Annotated in this window: 14 protein-coding genes and 3 pseudogenes; 6 read left to right on the top strand and 11 right to left on the bottom strand. The window is 42.6% G+C overall.

Going from position 1 to position 17,558, the window contains the following annotated elements; genetic code table 11:
• Positions 1-46: 46 nt before the first annotated feature.
• Entirely contained in the window at positions 47-700 is a 654-nt protein-coding gene (locus N4T56_RS05950) for an HAD-IA family hydrolase (RefSeq protein WP_261732565.1), read from the bottom strand.
• 48 nt (positions 701-748) lie between these two features.
• On the bottom strand, positions 749-1,705 hold the full coding sequence (rluC, locus tag N4T56_RS05945; protein ID WP_261732564.1) for a 23S rRNA pseudouridine(955/2504/2580) synthase RluC: 957 nt from the start codon (positions 1,703-1,705) through the stop codon (positions 749-751).
• Positions 1,706-2,331: 626 nt separating this feature from the next.
• On the opposite strand from rluC, the pseudogene rne reads away from it, so the two are divergent.
• Positions 2,332-5,780 (top strand): annotated as a pseudogene (gene rne, locus N4T56_RS05940) (ribonuclease E).
• 244 nt (positions 5,781-6,024) lie between these two features.
• On the opposite strand, the gene N4T56_RS05935 reads toward rne, so the two are convergent.
• Positions 6,025-6,936, bottom strand: coding sequence for a bifunctional methionine sulfoxide reductase B/A protein (locus N4T56_RS05935; RefSeq protein ID WP_261732563.1), 912 nt, complete (start codon positions 6,934-6,936; stop codon positions 6,025-6,027).
• A gap of 157 nt (positions 6,937-7,093) precedes the next feature.
• Between N4T56_RS05935 and N4T56_RS05930 the strand changes: the two are divergent.
• A pseudogene (locus tag N4T56_RS05930) lies at positions 7,094-7,933 on the top strand (isopenicillin N synthase family dioxygenase).
• 140 nt (positions 7,934-8,073) lie between these two features.
• Positions 8,074-9,015: a ribosome biogenesis GTPase YlqF gene (gene ylqF, locus N4T56_RS05925; protein ID WP_261732562.1), complete on the top strand. Its 942-nt coding sequence runs from the start codon at positions 8,074-8,076 to the stop codon at positions 9,013-9,015.
• Positions 9,016-9,056: 41 nt separating this feature from the next.
• On the opposite strand, the gene N4T56_RS05920 is transcribed toward ylqF, so the two are convergent.
• The 4 genes and pseudogenes from N4T56_RS05920 to hdfR all read right to left on the bottom strand — a co-directional run bounded on the left by N4T56_RS05920 (position 9,057) and on the right by hdfR (position 11,679).
• Complete coding sequence (locus N4T56_RS05920) at positions 9,057-9,551, bottom strand: low molecular weight protein-tyrosine-phosphatase (RefSeq protein ID WP_261732561.1); 495 nt, start codon at positions 9,549-9,551, stop codon at positions 9,057-9,059.
• 86 nt (positions 9,552-9,637) lie between these two features.
• Entirely contained in the window at positions 9,638-10,189 is a 552-nt protein-coding gene (locus tag N4T56_RS05915; RefSeq protein ID WP_261734755.1) for a DNA ligase, read from the bottom strand.
• A 4-nt stretch (positions 10,190-10,193) separates the two neighbouring features.
• Entirely contained in the window at positions 10,194-10,487 is a 294-nt protein-coding gene (locus N4T56_RS05910; RefSeq protein ID WP_261732560.1) for a hypothetical protein, read from the bottom strand.
• A 333-nt stretch (positions 10,488-10,820) separates the two neighbouring features.
• Positions 10,821-11,679, bottom strand: a pseudogene (gene hdfR / locus N4T56_RS05905) (HTH-type transcriptional regulator HdfR).
• Between the two features lie 108 nt (positions 11,680-11,787).
• Between hdfR and N4T56_RS05900 the strand changes: the two are divergent.
• The 3 genes from N4T56_RS05900 to N4T56_RS05890 all read left to right on the top strand — a co-directional run bounded on the left by N4T56_RS05900 (position 11,788) and on the right by N4T56_RS05890 (position 14,737).
• Positions 11,788-12,216: a DUF413 domain-containing protein gene (locus N4T56_RS05900; RefSeq protein WP_261732559.1), complete on the top strand. Its 429-nt coding sequence runs from the start codon at positions 11,788-11,790 to the stop codon at positions 12,214-12,216.
• Between the two features lie 447 nt (positions 12,217-12,663).
• Positions 12,664-13,545 (top strand): DUF481 domain-containing protein, encoded by an 882-nt coding sequence (locus N4T56_RS05895; protein WP_261732558.1) that lies wholly within the window; start codon positions 12,664-12,666, stop codon positions 13,543-13,545.
• A 166-nt stretch (positions 13,546-13,711) separates the two neighbouring features.
• Positions 13,712-14,737 (top strand): GGDEF domain-containing protein, encoded by a 1,026-nt coding sequence (locus N4T56_RS05890; protein ID WP_261732557.1) that lies wholly within the window; start codon positions 13,712-13,714, stop codon positions 14,735-14,737.
• A 100-nt stretch (positions 14,738-14,837) separates the two neighbouring features.
• On the opposite strand, the gene bioD is transcribed toward N4T56_RS05890, so the two are convergent.
• From bioD to N4T56_RS05870, 4 genes are read right to left on the bottom strand one after another with little or no spacing between them, the layout of a single operon-like run.
• Positions 14,838-15,569, bottom strand: a complete 732-nt coding sequence (gene bioD, locus N4T56_RS05885) for a dethiobiotin synthase (RefSeq protein WP_261734754.1) — start codon at positions 15,567-15,569, stop codon at positions 14,838-14,840.
• A gap of 7 nt (positions 15,570-15,576) precedes the next feature.
• Entirely contained in the window at positions 15,577-16,200 is a 624-nt protein-coding gene (locus N4T56_RS05880; protein WP_261732556.1) for a methyltransferase domain-containing protein, read from the bottom strand.
• Positions 16,166-16,336 carry a hypothetical protein gene (locus N4T56_RS05875; RefSeq protein ID WP_261732555.1) on the bottom strand — a complete coding sequence of 57 codons (171 nt, stop codon included), beginning with the start codon at positions 16,334-16,336 and terminating at the stop codon, positions 16,166-16,168. The genes N4T56_RS05880 and N4T56_RS05875 overlap by 35 nt, the downstream gene beginning before the upstream one ends.
• A 51-nt stretch (positions 16,337-16,387) precedes the next feature.
• Complete coding sequence (locus N4T56_RS05870; RefSeq protein ID WP_261732554.1) at positions 16,388-17,554, bottom strand: aminotransferase class I/II-fold pyridoxal phosphate-dependent enzyme; 1,167 nt, start codon at positions 17,552-17,554, stop codon at positions 16,388-16,390.
• Positions 17,555-17,558: the final 4 nt, after the last annotated feature.

Below are 17,558 nucleotides of genomic sequence, written 5' to 3'. Positions count from 1 at the left end.
GGTAAATAAGCGCCTTCAAGTTGTGATAGAGAAGGCTCAGAACGTTTTACAAATAATGACGAATTGCGCTAGGTTGATCAACAACAGCTAAAGGCTTTAAACCGAGTAAGCGCGATTCATCATGGGCGCCATAACTCACCCCAATACTGGCCATCTGAGCATTATTAGCCATGGTTAAGTCATGAATGGAATCACCAATCATTATGGCTTTATCCGCACTCACATCAAAATGACTTAGCAAAGCATTGAGCATTTCTGGATGCGGTTTACTTTGTGCGTCACTGGCACAACGAGAAGCATGAAAATACTGATCCAATCCGGTCAGTTCAAGCACTTTATCTAACCCTTCGCGAGCTTTACCTGTAGCAATGGCTAATAGATAGCCAGCCTCATGAAGTTGTTTAACCAATAACTCCACACCATCAAAAAGCGGTGTTGGGTGATCACTGGCTAAATGATGGCGGCGATAACAATCAATAATCTGTTGTGGGTTTTGATGCTCGTTAAACAAAATAGGCATGATGTTAGGCAAGGACAACCCAATAACATCGCGTACCTGCTGCTCTGTTGGCACGGGTAAATTGAGTTCATGAGCGACACCTTGCATACAAGAGACAATTTTGCCTACGGTATCCATTAAGGTGCCATCCCAATCAAAAATAACTAACTCAAATGCTTTATCGTTTGTGTTCACACTCATGCCCTAGTTTATCAAATTTAACCTAAATCAATGTCAAGTTGCACAAACCTAAGCTCTTTTTAGCTTATTTAATGTATTAAGCAATACATCATCTAATGGTGCTTTAACTTGCATGATTTCATTGTTTTCAGGATGGGTAAATTTCAGCTCCGCCGCGTGTAAAAACAGGCGGTCTAAACCTAATGCCCGCATACTGTCATCAAATTGCTGTTCGCTATATTTGTCATCGCACGCAATCGCATGGCCAGTATATTGACAATGCACACGAATTTGATGGGTACGCCCTGTTACCGGGCTTGCTTTAACTAAGGTGCAACCTTGATAGCGCTGCATGATTTTATAGCGAGTCTCAGACTCTTTGCCTTCTTTATTTACTCGTACCATGCGCTCACCCGACTTTAGGGTAATTTTAAGCAAAGGTGCTTTAACCACTTTATCGCTGGCTTGCCAATCACCACGCACCAAGGCTAAATAATCTTTTTGCATAGTTTTGCTGCGTAATTGCTCATGTAAATGTTTTAGTGCACTGCGCTTTTTAGCCACCAACAACACACCCGAGGTATCTTTATCGAGGCGATGTACTAGCTCTAAAAACTTTTGTTGAGGACGTAAAGAGCGTAATCCTTCAATCACACCGTAATCAACACCACTGCCACCATGCACAGCAATACCTGCGGGTTTATTTAACACGATAAGATGAGTGTCTTCATGGATAATCCTAGCTTCGAGCTGTGATACTCGCGATAAATTTGCCGATGGCGCTGTGCGATAGTCTTTTTCAGCGATACGAACCGGTGGCACACGCACAATGTCACCGATTTGTAATTTGTATTCAGGCTTAATGCGTTTTTTATTAACCCGCACCTCTCCCTTACGTACGATCCGGTAGATCATACTTTTAGGGACACCTTTTAATTTTGTCAGCAAAAAATTATCGATTCGTTGTTCAAAATGATCTTCGTCGATAGTCACGTATTCAACTTGAGGGGTAGTTTCTGTTTTCATGATGCGCCATATAGTAGTAACCGTAATAGTGTACCTTATCTTGCAAATGATTGGCTATTGCCATCACTGACTTGAAATAAATACAATAAAGAATATGGGCTTTTGATTGATGAAAATAGCGTTTGTTGCTATATTTGCGCTCAGGATGAGAGTAAACAGTGGATAAAGTGTTCACAACTTTCACCAAAAGCGAATAAACTGCAATTAAGAAAATGAGCTTTATCGGTAGCAAACCATTGATTTGCAAATTGTATTTAAATAAAAAACGACAAAAAACGTTTCGACAATTAAACCGTAAGTTTTCAGTAAAGATTTCAATTTAACTGCAGTAAATCGCCCCAAATTCGAACAATATTTTAGCTTGTTATCAAACAAACCGATTCGACTTGGGCATTAACGGATTAAATACCATAATTTATGGGGTTGGTTGTAATTCAACGAATTCCTTGTTTTTGTAAATATTAGAAAATAAGCCATAAATAGGATGCGACACGCAGCGACTGCGTTTTACAGCAATGAGCACCTTATTGCCTGGATCTAACCGTGAGGTTATACCGATTAATTCAGGCTCGTAATGCAAAAAGATCGTGTTGTTTGATGACCTCATTTAGAAGAATCACGTCATCATGAAACGTATGTTAATTAATGCAACTCAATCAGAAGAGTTGCGTGTTGCCCTAGTAGATGGGCAACAACTGTATGATCTAGATATCGAAAGTCCTGGTCATGAACAAAAAAAATCAAACATCTATAAAGGTAAAATCACTCGCGTAGAGCCCTCACTCGAAGCGGCCTTTGTTGATTATGGCGCTGATCGCCATGGTTTTTTACCCCTTAAAGAAATCGCCCGTGAATACTTCCCTAAAGGGTATTCATTCCAAGGTCGCCCTAACATCAAAGAAGTGGTGCAGGAAGGCCAAGAAGTTATCGTGCAGATTGATAAAGAAGAACGTGGCAACAAAGGGGCTGCACTAACTACCTTTATCAGCCTTGCCGGTTCTTACTTAGTTTTAATGCCTAACAACCCTCGTGCAGGTGGTATTTCTCGCCGTATCGAAGGTGATGAGCGTACAGAATTAAAAGAAGCAATGTCTGAGCTTCAAGTGCCAAATGGCATGGGCTTAATCGTGCGTACTGCTGGTGTGGGTAAAGAGTCTGCTGAGTTAAAGTGGGACTTAAAAGTTCTACAACACCACTGGGACGCCATTCAAGAAGCGGCTCAAAGTAAAGCTGCACCTTTCTTAATTCATCAAGAAAGCAACGTGATTGTCCGTGCTATCCGTGATTACTTACGCCGTGATGTGGGTGAAATCCTTATCGACCACCCACGTATTTACGAAGATGCTAAGCAACACATTGGCCTCGTTCGTCCAGATTTTGTTGAACGTGTAAAACAATACGAATCTGAAGTACCGCTATTTACTCACTTCCAAATCGAATCACAAATCGAATCGGCCTTCCAACGTGAAGTGCGCTTACCTTCTGGGGGCTCAATTGTTATCGACCCTACAGAAGCATTAACCTCGATTGATATTAACTCGGCGCGCGCCACAAAAGGTGGCGACATCGAGGAAACCGCATTAAACACGAACCTAGAAGCCGCTGATGAAATTGCCCGTCAATTACGTCTTCGCGATTTAGGTGGATTAGTGGTTATCGACTTTATTGACATGACGCCTGTTCGTCATCAACGTGAAGTTGAAAACCGTATGCGTGATGCAGTACATCATGATCGTGCACGTGTACAATTAGGCCGTATTTCTCGTTTTGGCTTAATGGAAATGTCACGTCAACGTCTGCGTCCTTCATTAGAAGAATCGGCCGCGCATTTATGCCCACGCTGTCATGGTCAAGGCACAATCCGTAGTACCGAATCTTTAGCATTATCAATTTTGCGTCTAATTGAAGAAGAATCGATTAAAGAAAATACCACCCAAATCGAAGCGATTGTACCGGTCGATGTAGCGGCATTCTTATTAAACGAAAAACGTAAAGCTATCCGTATAACTGAAGAACGTCATGACGTTGAAGTCTACATCATTCCTGATGCTCACATGCAAACACCTGAGTATCGTGTTGTTCGTCGTAAGAGCGATGATGAAGTCAGCGAGTCAAGCTACAAGCGCGTTGAAAAGCCATCGTCAAAGTTATACGAACCTCGTAAACTTGAACGTGCTGCCGCTCCAGAGCCAGCATTAAAAGGCTTTGCCGCACCACAAAAAGCCACACCAGTTGAAGCAGCTCCAACACAGTGCCTGCGGCTAAAACTCCTGTTGCGGCAACGCCGTCTCAACCAGGATTTTTTGCCCGTATCGTGTCGGCAATTAGTGCATTATTTTCATCTAGCGATAGCGAAACGAAAGAAACTAAACCAGCGGCACCAGCCAAACAGACGTCACAGACTAATAATCGTCGTCCTCGTCGTAATGACAACCGCAACGAAAACAGCAATCGCAATTCAAGCCGAAACGACAACCGTCGTCAGCGTAATGACAGCGACAAAGCGAAAGACAGCAACGAGCCGCGTACTCGTAATAAGCGTAATGATCGTAACAGCAAAAACAATGCACAAGACGACAACGCTAAAAACAAGCCACGTAATGAGAAGACTGACAAAGCGCTACAACAGACCAATGAGCCAAAAGCTGCAGAGGCCAAAACAAGCACTGAGAAGTCTCCAAAGCAAGAAGCCGCTCGTGAGCGTCGTCAACGTCGCAATTTACGTCGTAAAGTTCGTATTGAAAACGAGCAAACCGAAGCTGTTGTCGCTAAAGCTGAAGACACTGATGCAACCAATATCACTGCAACTAACAAACCTGTAGTAGTTGATGCGCCTGAAGTTAAAACCGCTGCACCTAAAGCTACTGAAGAAAAAGTAGATACGAGACCTGCACGCGGTCGTCGCCAGCCACGTAAAGACAGAAGTGAACAAACAGACAAGCAAGTGAAGAAATCTGCTGTTGACTCTGAAAGCACTGCACCAGCTAAAGTGGTTGAAGAAGCCACTGACGCTGTAACTAAAGATGTTAAAGTTGAAACTGAAGCAGAAACCGTTAACACTGAGCAAACAAACTCAACGCCAAACGAAGCCGCAACAGAAACAACAGATGAAGCAGTGATTGCCACACAAGATGCAATGAACGATGAATCAGCAGAAAACAGCGACAGCGAAGCTTCTGATGACGCAAAAGGTGAAGGCCGTGAAGGTCAACGTCGTAGTCGTCGCAGCCCGCGTCACCTTCGAGCTGCAGGTCAACGTCGTCGCCGTGATGACAATGACACGACTCAACAAGCAGTATTTACCTCTGTTGATGAATTAGAGAAACAGTTAAATGCTGAGCAGTCTAAAGATGATGCACCTGTTACAACAACTGAAGCAAAATCAGAACAACAATCTGTTGAAGCGCCTAAAGCTGCTGAGCCTGTTGTAGAACAAGCGGTTGAAGCGCCTAAAGCCGCTGAGCCTGTTGTTGAACAAGCCGTTGAAGCCCCTAAAGCTGCAGAGCCTGTTGTTGAACAAGCTGTTGAAGCGCATAAAACTGCTGAGCCTGTTGTTGAGCAAGCTGTTGAAGCGCCTAAAGCTGCAGAGCCTGTTGCAGAACAAGCAGTTGAAGCCCCTAAAGCCGCTGAGCCAGTTGCAGAACAAGCTGTTGAAGCGCCTAAAGTTGCTGAGCCGGCGGTTGCTGAACAAGCTGTTGAAGCGCCTAAAGCGGCTGAGCCTGCGGTTGTTGAACAAGCTGTTGAAGCGCCTAAAGCGGCTGGCTCAAATGCTTCTGCGCCAATGGCAAAGCCTGCACCAATTGCACGCCAAGTTAAAACTGAAACTGTAGTTCAAAGCTCAGTTGAAACGACAGCCGATACTGTTGCCCCTGTTGAGCCGGCTCCTAAAGCGCCAGCTAAAACCAGTCGTTTTGGTTCAATGGTGTCGTCTGATATGACTAAACCGACAGTAGAAGTTCGTGAACAGCAAGCTGTACCGCAAGGTAGAGCTTATGAAGCACAAGCTGAAACCAGTGCGCCAAAATCAGTGATGTCTAACAGCGCATCATCAGGTATGGCTCGCCCAGGTAAGTAATATCACTAAAAGTGATGACACTTGTTGATTTAAAAAGCCATGCTTAGCATGGCTTTTTTATGGGGTGTTTTCGCAAAATGTCACACGTTGGACATTATCGCTGAATAAAAAAGGGGCAATTGATATTCAATCGCCCCTTTTTGTGTCATCTAATGACATGTATTACTGCTTAACCTGAACTCAGGATAAGAGATGAACTTATACTATTTAAAATCAAAAAATTAGCCATTACCCCGAACTCAGATTACTTACGTTTATCTGCAAACTTCGCCATGACTTTGTCAAACTTGGGTTTAACCACTAACTGACAATAAGGCTGTTCACCATGTTTAGCAAAGTAATCATCATGATAACTTTCAGCAGCATAAAAAGTATCAAAAGCTGTTATTTGAGTCACGATCGGATTAGGCCAAATACGCTGGGCAGTTAAGTATTCAATAAACGTATTTGCCGCATCGACTTGCTGACTATTGTGAGCAAAAATCACTGAACGATATTGTGAATCTTTGTCATTGCCTTGCTGGTTTAATGTGGTCGGATCGTGGCTTTCAAACAGTACCGTTAATAATGTCTCGTAACTAATGATGTTTGGGTCAAATGTGATGTGTACAACTTCGGCATGAGCCGTTCTACCAGAGCATACAGCATCGTAATTAGCATCACTGGCATCACCGCCACAATAACCAGACTGAACACTCAACACACCGTTTAGCTGAGCAAAAATAGCTTCAACACACCAAAAACATCCAGCCCCAAAAGTGGCTTTCTGGGGGCTTGTCTGACTCGCTACTTGATTTAGTTCTTCCACGGGTTTAAACACCATAGAGACTGAATTAACACAGTGACGGATATTTTTATCGGTTAACATCTCCCCTTCAAACACATGACCTAAATGGCCACCGCATTGATCACAGGTGATCTCGACCCGGCGTCCGTCTGCATCAGGGGTGCGTTTTACCGCGCCAGCGATTTCGTCGTCAAAGGCAGGCCAACCGCAATGTGCATTAAATTTATGTTCACTTTTATATAAAGGTGCAAGGCACTTTTTACAGCAATACACCCCTTGAGCATCGTAGTCTACATACTCACCACTAAATGGTCGCTCGGTGCCTTTTTGTTCAATCACGTATTTTTCAAATTCGGTTAAGTTATTCATTACTACTCTCACTGATTTTTTTGCCTCATCAATAAACAATACGCGTGATAGATGGCACAAGTTCACCCCACATCATTTGAACACGCGCAAATAATTGCGACAAAGTGTGACTAAGGTTACCATTAGCGCGGGTCAACACACTAATAAGAAATATATAATGAAACTAAATACAATTGATTACTTAGCACCCGATAGTGCTGAACGTTTTGTCGAGTCACTGCGAGAAACGGGGTTTGGGGTATTATCTAACCACCCTATCCAGAAACAACTTGTCGAAGACATTTACCAAGAATGGTACGCGTTCTTTCAATCTGAAGAAAAGCATGACTTTTTGTTTAAAGCTGAAACTCATGATGGCTTTTTCCCTGCATCAGTATCAGAAACCGCCAAAGGCAACACAGTCAAAGATATCAAAGAATATTATCATGTGTATCCTTAGGGTAGAATTCCTGATGCTCTGCGCGCGAATATCCTAGCGTATTATGAGCACGCAAATGCATTAGCTTCAGAACTGCTGAGCTGGATTGAACAATACACACCAGCAGATGTGGCAGCAAAATATTCAATCCCGCTGCCAGATATGATTGCTCAAAGTGAAAAAACCTTACTGCGTATTTTGCATTACCCACCAATGAAGGGGGATGAAGAAATGGGCGCTATCCGTGCTGCTGCACATGAAGATATTAATCTGATTACTTTATTGCCTGCAGCCAATGAACCTGGCTTACAAGTGAAAACTAAAGCAGGTGAATGGATTGATGTGCCAAGTGATTTCGGCAGCATTATTATCAATATCGGGGATATGCTCCAGGAAGCCTCGGGCGGTTATTTCCCATCAACCTCTCATCGGGTCATTAACCCTGAAGGTACCGACAAAACCAAGTCGCGTATCTCATTGCCATTATTTTTACACCCTAATCCTGAAGTGGTCTTGTCTGAACGTTATACCGCTGACAGCTACTTGATGGAAAGACTACGTGAGTTAGGTGTTATCTAACCGATTAGTTTTTGATAAGCGCCTTAGGGCGCTTTTTTTATGCTTTTAGTAAACTAACAAGGTACAATAACGCTTTTGATCACATTCGATTGTTTATTCAGTTAATCAATCGAATAAGCATTCGGTTATAAGGCAACATCATGGCAATTCAGTGGTATCCAGGACACATGCATAAAGCACGCAAAGAGATTGAAGAGGCCATGCCTCAGGTCGATTTGGTTATTGAAGTGCTCGATGCTCGCATTCCCTACAGCAGTGAAAACCCAATGGTGTCACAACTTCGTGGCGATAAACCTTGTATTAAATTACTGAATAAATCTGATTTAGCCGATCCTGTGGTAACTGAGCGTTGGATTGAATACCTTGAACGTGAGCAAGGCGTCAAGGCCTCTGCAATTACCACCTTACAGCCAGGCATGGTCAAAAGCATTCCTGATATTTGCCGTAAATTAGTTCCTCATCGTGATGTGATGGAAAAAGACATCCGCACCATGATTATGGGGATCCCGAACGTGGGTAAATCGACCATCATCAACACCCTTGCAGGGCGCACCATTGCCAAAACCGGCAACGAACCGGCGGTGACTAAAACCCAACAACGGATTAATTTACGAAATGGGATCGTGCTTTCAGACACTCCAGGTATTTTGTGGCCAAAAGTAGACAACGAAGCCAGTAGCTACCGCCTAGCCGTTACTGGCGCAATTAAAGACACGGCAATGGAATATGAAGATGTTGCAATGTTTGCCGCCGAATACTTTTTAAAAGCCTATCCAGAAGCCATGCTTGAACGTTATAAGCTGAGTTCATTACCCGATACCGACATCGGTTTGCTTGAAGCTATCGCGGGCTCTCGCGGCGCACTTCGTCCTGGCGGACGTATTGATTACCACAAAGTATCAGAGTTGTTGTTACACGATTACCGCTCAGGACGCATAGGCTTATTAAGCCTAGAAACCCCAGAAATGGCTGAGATTGAAAAAGTTGAAGTCGCGCGACTCCTTGCTGAAAAAGAAGCCCTTAAACAGCAAAAAATCGCCCAGGAAAAACTCAAACGCTCTGGTAAACGTCATAACGACTAACCCATTTAAGGTTAATCCTTTCGCTGAGAAAAGTTCGATGATTAATTGACTCTGGCTGAAACCAGTTGGGTTGCTAATACAGCAAGACTGGTTTCAAGCAAATCAATTACCTGTTCAAATCCTCGCTCTCCACCATAATAGGGATCGGGAACTTCTGTCACATCACCTGGTGTAAAATCGAGTATTAAGTGTATTTTATAACGGTATTTGGCTGGGCAGCGCTCACGTAAATCGTGCACATTATCGTTATCAGCTGCCAATATAAGATCAAACTGTTCGAAATCATCTTCTCGCACTTGTCTTGCTTTCATCCCTGAAAAATCTAGGCCTCGCTGAGTACCTGCAGCAACACTACGACCGTCTGGCGGGTTACCTTTATGGTAAGCAATAGTGCCAGCTGAATCGACCCTTAACGACAATCCGTGCAACTTAACTTGTTGTTTAAATACTGCCTCAGCTGTAGGTGAACGGCAAATATTACCCATACACACAAATAATACCGAAGAAACCTTAGCTAAATATGCATTATCAATCATGTCGCTTACCTATTATTAGATGTTCTTGTTGTTTAAACGGTTTGTTGTTAAAAAGAATGACAGTTTGAGCTAATTGTGACCTCAATTTATTGCGGCGGACGCTCACGTAAAAATGTGGCAAATCGTGGCGTGCCTTTTTGGGTATAACCTAAATACTGATAAGTGATAATCGAGCCAATGACTGGCGGATCCTGTCTTTGTTTATCAGTTAAACCACTGCCAATCTTAAAAATAATCCCTTGTTGGTTTTTTACCGTTAGCGCCCCCACCATACCATGATACTTGCCTTTACCAGCACTATGGCCAATAACCACCGCCTCAGCATCATACTTAGGCTTAAGTTTTACAATAAATGGGCTTCGTCCTACCGTATAAAACGCTTGTCGATAATGTAACATTAGCCCCTCACCGCCAGCGGCAACCACCTTATCTCGCTCGGCAAATAATGCTTCGGTGCTGGGTATCGTTTGCTGCTTAATCACCTGCAACTGTTTTACGTTTAACTGTGCAACAAGTTGTTGCATGGCCTGATAACGGGCTTCAAACGTCCCTTTGTGCGAAGGTAAATCGAACAACATGTATTTCACCTGCTGCCATTCATCATCTTCAGTATGTTTGGTGCGAACGAGTGCAGAAATTTGTTCAAATAAACCATAGCTTCATCCACAATTCGCCGTCTAGGGCATAACGCGGAAAGTGTTGAGTAAACCAGACAGGTAAATCGATTTTACGGCCGCTTCGAGTCAGCATTTGTTGACCGTCCCAGTAACCTCTTACACCATCAAGCTTTTCACTGACCAAATAATCAGCGAGTGCTAGATCATCAGAATACTGACTGGCGAGCTGTATTTCGGGGATCGGTAGGCGCTCACTAACACTAGGGGAACTGTAGAGTATAAAAAAGATAAAAAACACAACACTGGGTAAACGCAACATAGTCAATCCTTGGCAATAACGTGTGCCTCATGGCAAAGGTAAGCCTAGTATAAAGTTGCTACTCGTGCATTTCAGTTAACATCCGGCAAGCCAGAAAGGCTAATGCTGCAATCAATATATCATTAACACAGATAAATAATTTCAACAAAAACCATAAAAAAACAAAACCTTAAACTTACACCCAGAGCCATTGGCTTCTCAATTAAAGGATTAAAGCCGCCTAAAAAAACGAAGCAGCAAGTAGGTAAGAAGCGGTTTAGCTTTGTTAATACTGCCTATTTAATACTGGTAAATGCCATTTAATTACTGTTATCGTCCGCGCAGCACAAGGTGCTATTCAACGGCGTTGGCAAACCCTGCTGATAAAATGGCCATGGCTTGTTCTACATTGGCAAGCCTCTCATTCTCGACCAATATGCGCCGTAAACATTACGCGTGATTGGCAGCGCATTTTCAACATAATGTAATGTGTTATTAGCAATATAAGGTTCTATCAACACTTGGGGTAAAAAAGCACACCCCCATTATTGAGCAAAAAGTCTAACGCCATTATTGCTGAACTGGTATGCAATATTGGCACAGGCAACATGGTAAATGCTTGGGCATGGGTAATGTTAAACGCCGTGCCCCAATCGACTTTAATGTAAGCCTGATTTGATGCTTGCTCTATATTAAGCCCTTGTTGCTTGCTGACTAAAAATAATCTAATTTGCGCCAATTTAACTAACTCAATTTCGTCTAGTTTTGGTGGATCAAAGGTAATGGCAATATCTAAACTGCGTTCAATCAATTGCCTGGTCATTACAGACTCAGATAAGACTTCGGTCCTTAATGACACACCATCCAACCCCAAATGCAACGGTTGTAGATAAGGTTGTAAGTACGCATCCCAAATGTTGTAACCTGCTGAAATAGTCAACTGAGTACTGTGCTGTTGGTTTAAAATAATATCTTGTTTTGCCCTTTCCCACGCATTCAGTACTGCCTCAGCATGGCCTAACATCCTTTCACCTGCGGGAGTTGGTTGAATATTGTTGCGTAACCTTTCAAATAACTCGACGCCCAAAATACCCTCTAGTTGCTTAATTCGAAAGCTAACGGCGCTGCGGGTGAGATAGAGATTTTCTGCCGCTTTGCCAAAGTGGCGCGTGCGGGAGACTTCTAAAAAAGTTTTTAATAAATCCGTATCCATAAAAATTGTTCACCATTAAGGGCAAAATATTTTGATTTTAAAAATGATAATACTAGCCAATACTCCAGTTGAAAATCTTTATATCTCATAATCTAGAAGGTATTAGCCATGTCTCAGCAATCATTTGTCAATGCTAAACAAGCTATTGAAGCTCAAGCCAATGGATCAAGCGACAGTTTCCGATCGACTAAACGCTTCTATGATGACGCTAATTTCCCTAAAGGCTTTAAGCGCTGCGGTGATTTTACCAGTAAGGAAGCCGACTTGCTTGAACAACACGGTCAAGCAATGAAAAATTTAGCTGACGCTACTCAGTTGCCTTGTAATGTAGATGAAGACCAATTTGTACAGGTTTTACAAGGTAAAATGGCACCATCAACCCCGATGGAATTGTTATGGGCTAAATACTGTCGCCTAGCCAAAGGTAAGCCCTTTTATGCTGTAGTCGGGACGGTACATACTCCAACAAGCCCAAAGGTTGAAATTGAATTTGACGATGTAGAAGACGATTCAGCTGACAACGATGAATCAGAATAAATTGGATTTAACTGTCTAAAACAACCTCTTACAAGTTGCAACATAACCTTAACATCTAAAATGAAAAAGTAGAGTCATTTTTGCTCTACTTTTTTATTTTTGTCATAAAACCGTCTATGAGACTCAATCCGCCAATGCTCTGACACCCTCATTCTCTCTACTTTCAGTCGATAAATGTTACTTTTAAACCCTTAAGGTCAAACTATTACGGTAAAGTATGATTTAACGCAATGTTTAGACACAATTACTTCACATTTAATGACAAACTGCTAATATGTTGGCTGAACAGATTACCGTGTTTATTTTGCTTGATGTTTATGACAACACAATTTGATGGCTACCACCCTTTGGCTATTGTTGCAAATAGATACATTCAGTCTCAAATACGGTAGCAGCATCATATGAAGACGCATATCTTGTGACATAAAAATTAAATGCGGAGTTTCAATGATTAGACCCTTTTTTTATTTTGTTATGTTGGTTTTGTGGAGTCCGGTTGCATACGCAGCCAGTAACTACAATAACCATACATCAACAGAAACCGATACATACACCTTCGACATAGGTGTATTTTATGCTAATTCCGATTCAAACATTATTGTCACTAACCCTCAAAATGGCGGCACCTTCCCCATTGATTTTGAAGATGAATTTTTACTCGCAGAAGAACAATACTTACCTTATTTTGAATTCAAATATGCCTTTAACCAACGCCATAATCTATACATTGATTGGAAATCGTTAGATCGACAAGCAGATAACAACTCCATCAGCCAAGACTTTATTCTTGAAGATATTGACGGTAAAGACTATCTAATAGAAGTCGGTGCCAAATTAAATACCGAATTAAATATCGATATTTTACGTATTGGCTATGGCTATGATGTTTGGCAAGGAACCAACTACTCTGTAGGGTTTTCAGTTGGGATACACACAATGTTCATCGAAGCCTCGTTTAAAGGCACGATTGGTACATGTATTCCTGGCACCGACTTAACCAGCTTATGCAGTAATGTTGCTGACACCCCTGAGGTTGTTGACGATAGCTTTACCGCCCCGCTTCCCAATATTGGAATGTATGCTGCCTATGAGTTGTATTCTGGTTGGGAGCTTTATGCCCATACACAATATTTTGCCATTGAGTATGATGATGTAGACGGTTCATTGCTTGACGTGCGTTTAGGGGTACAAGCTAAATTTTGTGAAAATTGGTCATTAAAATTTGCCTATAATTATTATGATGTCGACATTAGCATTGAAAAAAAACGTAAACTGAACGACGCCGAATTAAGAACCTTTGATCATAATATCAACTACAGTTTCACCTGATCCTATGTTTGCGGTCTCTTACGCATTCTAATCACCCACTTTTAGCACTAATGAGCATCTTGTAATGCTTTTTTTGTGATCAGTTAAATGATAATGTCCTACTATACATTTTATTATACCCCCATCACTTTAATGTCTGTTCATAGCCCTGCTCATGAGGCACTTAATGTCTAATACGTTATTACAAACCGCTGCTGCCAATCTGAAAAGAGCGGTTCCGTTAATGCTCAAGTATAAAATCCCGACCACGCCAACAAACTACGCACTTTGGTATGCATATGTTGGCGAGCAAAACCCATTGTTAAATCAAGAACTCGATACAGCTATAAAACAGAATCAAACATGCTCGCCTGTTACCAGTGAATTGTTATATCGAAAACATGTGGCAGATCCGGTCGAGTTAGATGTACGCGAAATGCGTAAAAATTTAGATGCCATGGTATGTGAACTGTCTCAATCATTAATAGACACCAATTTAGACACTGAAACATTTCAAACCCAAATAGACAAAGATTTTAAAAAATTAAGTGATTTGGAAACCAAAGGCTTTTCGCTTGAGCAAGTTATTGGGGTTGTTAGAAGTATTGTAAAAGAATCTTCTAGTATCCGTTCAAGCACTGAAAGCTTTACAGAACAACTCCTTAAAGCTCAGTCTGAAATTGACACATTAAAAACTCGTTTAGCAGAGTCTGAAAAAGACATGTTATTTGATGCCTTAACCAATGTATTGAATCGACGCGCATTTAATCACGATATTGAAGCACAAATTGATTTATCGCCAACAGGCACATGCTTGATTATCATCGATATAGATCACTTTAAAGTCTTTAACGATACCTTTGGTCATCAGCTGGGAGACTTGGTCTTAAAAACGGTTGCCAAAAGAATCCAGGAAGCTTGTCGCGATGGAATTAAGCTGTATCGTTTCGGTGGTGAAGAGTTCGCCATTATTGTGCCAAGTAGCCAATTGAGGGTGGCAAGGCAGCTAGCAGAAGGGATCCGCAGAGCACTGGAAAAACTCAGTGTGAAAGACCGTCGTAGCGACAAAGTGATTGATTCGATTACGGCTTCATTTGGTGTGGCAGAGTGGAAACCCAAACAAAATGTGGCTCAATTAATTGAAGCGACTGACAAATTATTGTATGAGGCAAAACGCCTTGGCCGGAACCGTGTCATGCCAATTTCCAGTTAAACAATAAAGATGACGGTTACAGTCTTCTTTAACGCTCAAAGCTCCGCGTTGTTATCAATCATTATGATGACAACGCTGAGCTTTTTTATTAACTTAATCATTATTGAGGTAATTGCACATAAGCTGCCGCATTTTCGGCGCTAGGATGGGCAAGATGTGGCACATAGCCTAAAAATGGCGCTTGCATCATCTGTTGTAAACTTTGCAAGTTTTCGTCAATAAACGCCATGTCGGCATCAACCTGATTGGCCACCCAACCAGCAATACTCAAACCATCGGCTAGCAGCGCCTCTTGTGTTAACAACGCATGATTTAAGCAGCCGAGTTTCATCCCCACCACCAGAACGACTTCAATTTTAGTGTTTTTCGTTACAGCAGGACTTAACTGAACACTATTGCCATAAGTGGATGTCTCTTGTTGAAGCTGAGTCTGCAATAATTTAACCGTATCAGATAGGTACTCGCCATTGCCTAACGGTAAACGCCAGCCACCAGCCCCTTCAATCAAAGCAAAGTCGGCATTGACCATTGCCGGATGGAACATAGCTTCAAGCACACCTTGTGCACTTAACGCAGTACTGACCTGCAATGCTGCAATATGAGGCGCAATTGCGGGGGCAAAACTGATTGGATTAATCTCATGATACGCTAAGCCCATGTTTGATTGCGCCATTAACATCAAGGCATCGCTGTTGCGTAAACCACTGTCACTCATCTCACAGCCAGACGCGATGGGTTTAAAACCGCATTTATGCCCTTGTGCTTTGGCCAGCAATGCGGCGGAGATTAAGGTTTTACCGCTATCGGTGTCGGTTCCGGTGACAAAATACAACATACTGTTAGCCCCGTTTAGCGCGGATAAACGCGATTTGATATGTTAAAGGAATGCCTTTTTCTGTACGCAGCGTGTTGGATAATTCAACACGCTGTTGCCATTGCTGCTTTGTTAACAACGGTCTGTTCGGGTTATGTTGATGCTGAGCAAATGACGCCCCAACCCCTTTAATGGAGTACAGCAAGCTACGTAAATCATCAAAATAGACTTGAATACTTTCAAGTTTGATATCAATACTTTGCCATGTATTATTTTGAGTTTGCGATGACATAAATGCTTGTTTTAACGCCGAAACGGAGTTGAATTGATTGACATGAAAACCTAAGGTTTTCAACTCGGCTAAACTGCCATCTGCCACAATACTCAAATGGCACTCACCATTTGGGCGTAACACGCGCTGAAATTCACAAAACGCTTGCGGCAATTTGGCGCACCACTGCAATGCCAAATTAGAATAAATACTGTCAACAGACGCAGGCTGTAACCCCAAGGACTGGGCATCACTACACAAAGGCAAATACTCTGTGAATTGTTGGGTTAACTCAGTGAGCATCCCATGGGCAATATCGACTGCCACAACCTGATTAACCGCACTAAATGCACCAAAATCGGTACCCTGCACCAGCACCCACATCCAATAACGTACCGGTTAAATTTGCTTGCTGTAACAATTTTTGCGCACTTAAGCGTTGCAATACATCATGCTGTTTGTATTGGCTTGCCGCAGTTGAAAACTTATTGGCCAGTGGATTATCTAACGTCATGAGGTTGCTCAGTGATCCAAATTGATGTCGTTACAATGTGTGTAAAAGTGCTCATGTATTTGTGTCTGCATCATTGTGATTCATCAGCGATGCGAGTGCAGCCACCAAGGCACGAATATCGTCAGCCTGATGCTGTGCATTGAGGGTGATCCGTAATCGAGCTTGCCCCTTAGGCACAGTAGGTGAGCGTATTGCCCCCACCAAAAAACCTTGTTGAGTTAACTGCTTTGCAATGGCAATCACACGTTGATTATCACCAACCATAATCGGTTGGATAGCCGTTAACGATTCAGTTAACGGTAATTGATTTTGTGTAGCGACCTGTCTAAACAGCGCGATATTGGCCAACAGTTGGGTTAACAATTGCGGATGCGAATATTGCCAATTAATCGCCGCTAATGCTAAATGAGCATTAGCAGGAGATAACGCCGTTGAGTAGATATATTCCCGCGTTGTCGCCACCAGATAATCAATGACATTTTGAGAGGCTAAAATGGCCGCGCCCTGGCAACCTAATGCTTTGCCAAAGGTGACCACTTGAATATCGACCTTGTCTGCGTTAACCAAGTCTCTGGGTAACACACCAAAGCCATGAGCATCATCAACAATCAACCAACAGTGATGCTCGCGACATAAACTTGAAAGTTCAGTGATGGGGGCGATATCACCGTCCATACTGAATACGCTTTCAGTCACCACTGCGCTGCCTAGGTTGCGCTCAATCGCCCGCGCAGCGCTACTGAGATCATTATGTAAAAAACGGCTAATTTTGCATTGGCTGTCTTTCAAACCATCAATCACCGACGCATGGACTAACTTATCTGCAATCACTGTGTCATCAGCATTAAATAGTGTTTTCATCAAGGCGCTATTGGCACTAAAACCTGAGCTAAATAGCATACACGCCTGGTGACCCGTTAGCTCACATAAGCGTTGCTCAAGTTGTTGATGGGCAACACTGTAACCACTGACTAATGGCGATGCCCTACTGCCTACACCGTATGTTTGCGCCCCTTGGTAAAGGGCTTGAGCTAACGCAGGCTCTTGAGATAAGCCAAGGTAATCATTGTGACTAAAATCAATAACCTTGGCTTGCGAAACAAGCCCATTAACCTGCCTTTGACGCAAAAGACCCGTCGTGTGTAATTGCTCCAAGGTAGTATTTATCCGCTGAGCGAGTGGATGGTTATCCGTTACTGACAGATCTGATTTTGCCATGGCT

The organism is Shewanella phaeophyticola, from assembly GCF_025398315.1.
GTDB classification, from domain to species: domain Bacteria; phylum Pseudomonadota; class Gammaproteobacteria; order Enterobacterales; family Shewanellaceae; genus Shewanella; species Shewanella phaeophyticola.
The sequence above is the reverse complement of the archived record's forward strand: the minus strand, read 5'-3'. Positions and strand labels throughout refer to the sequence as shown.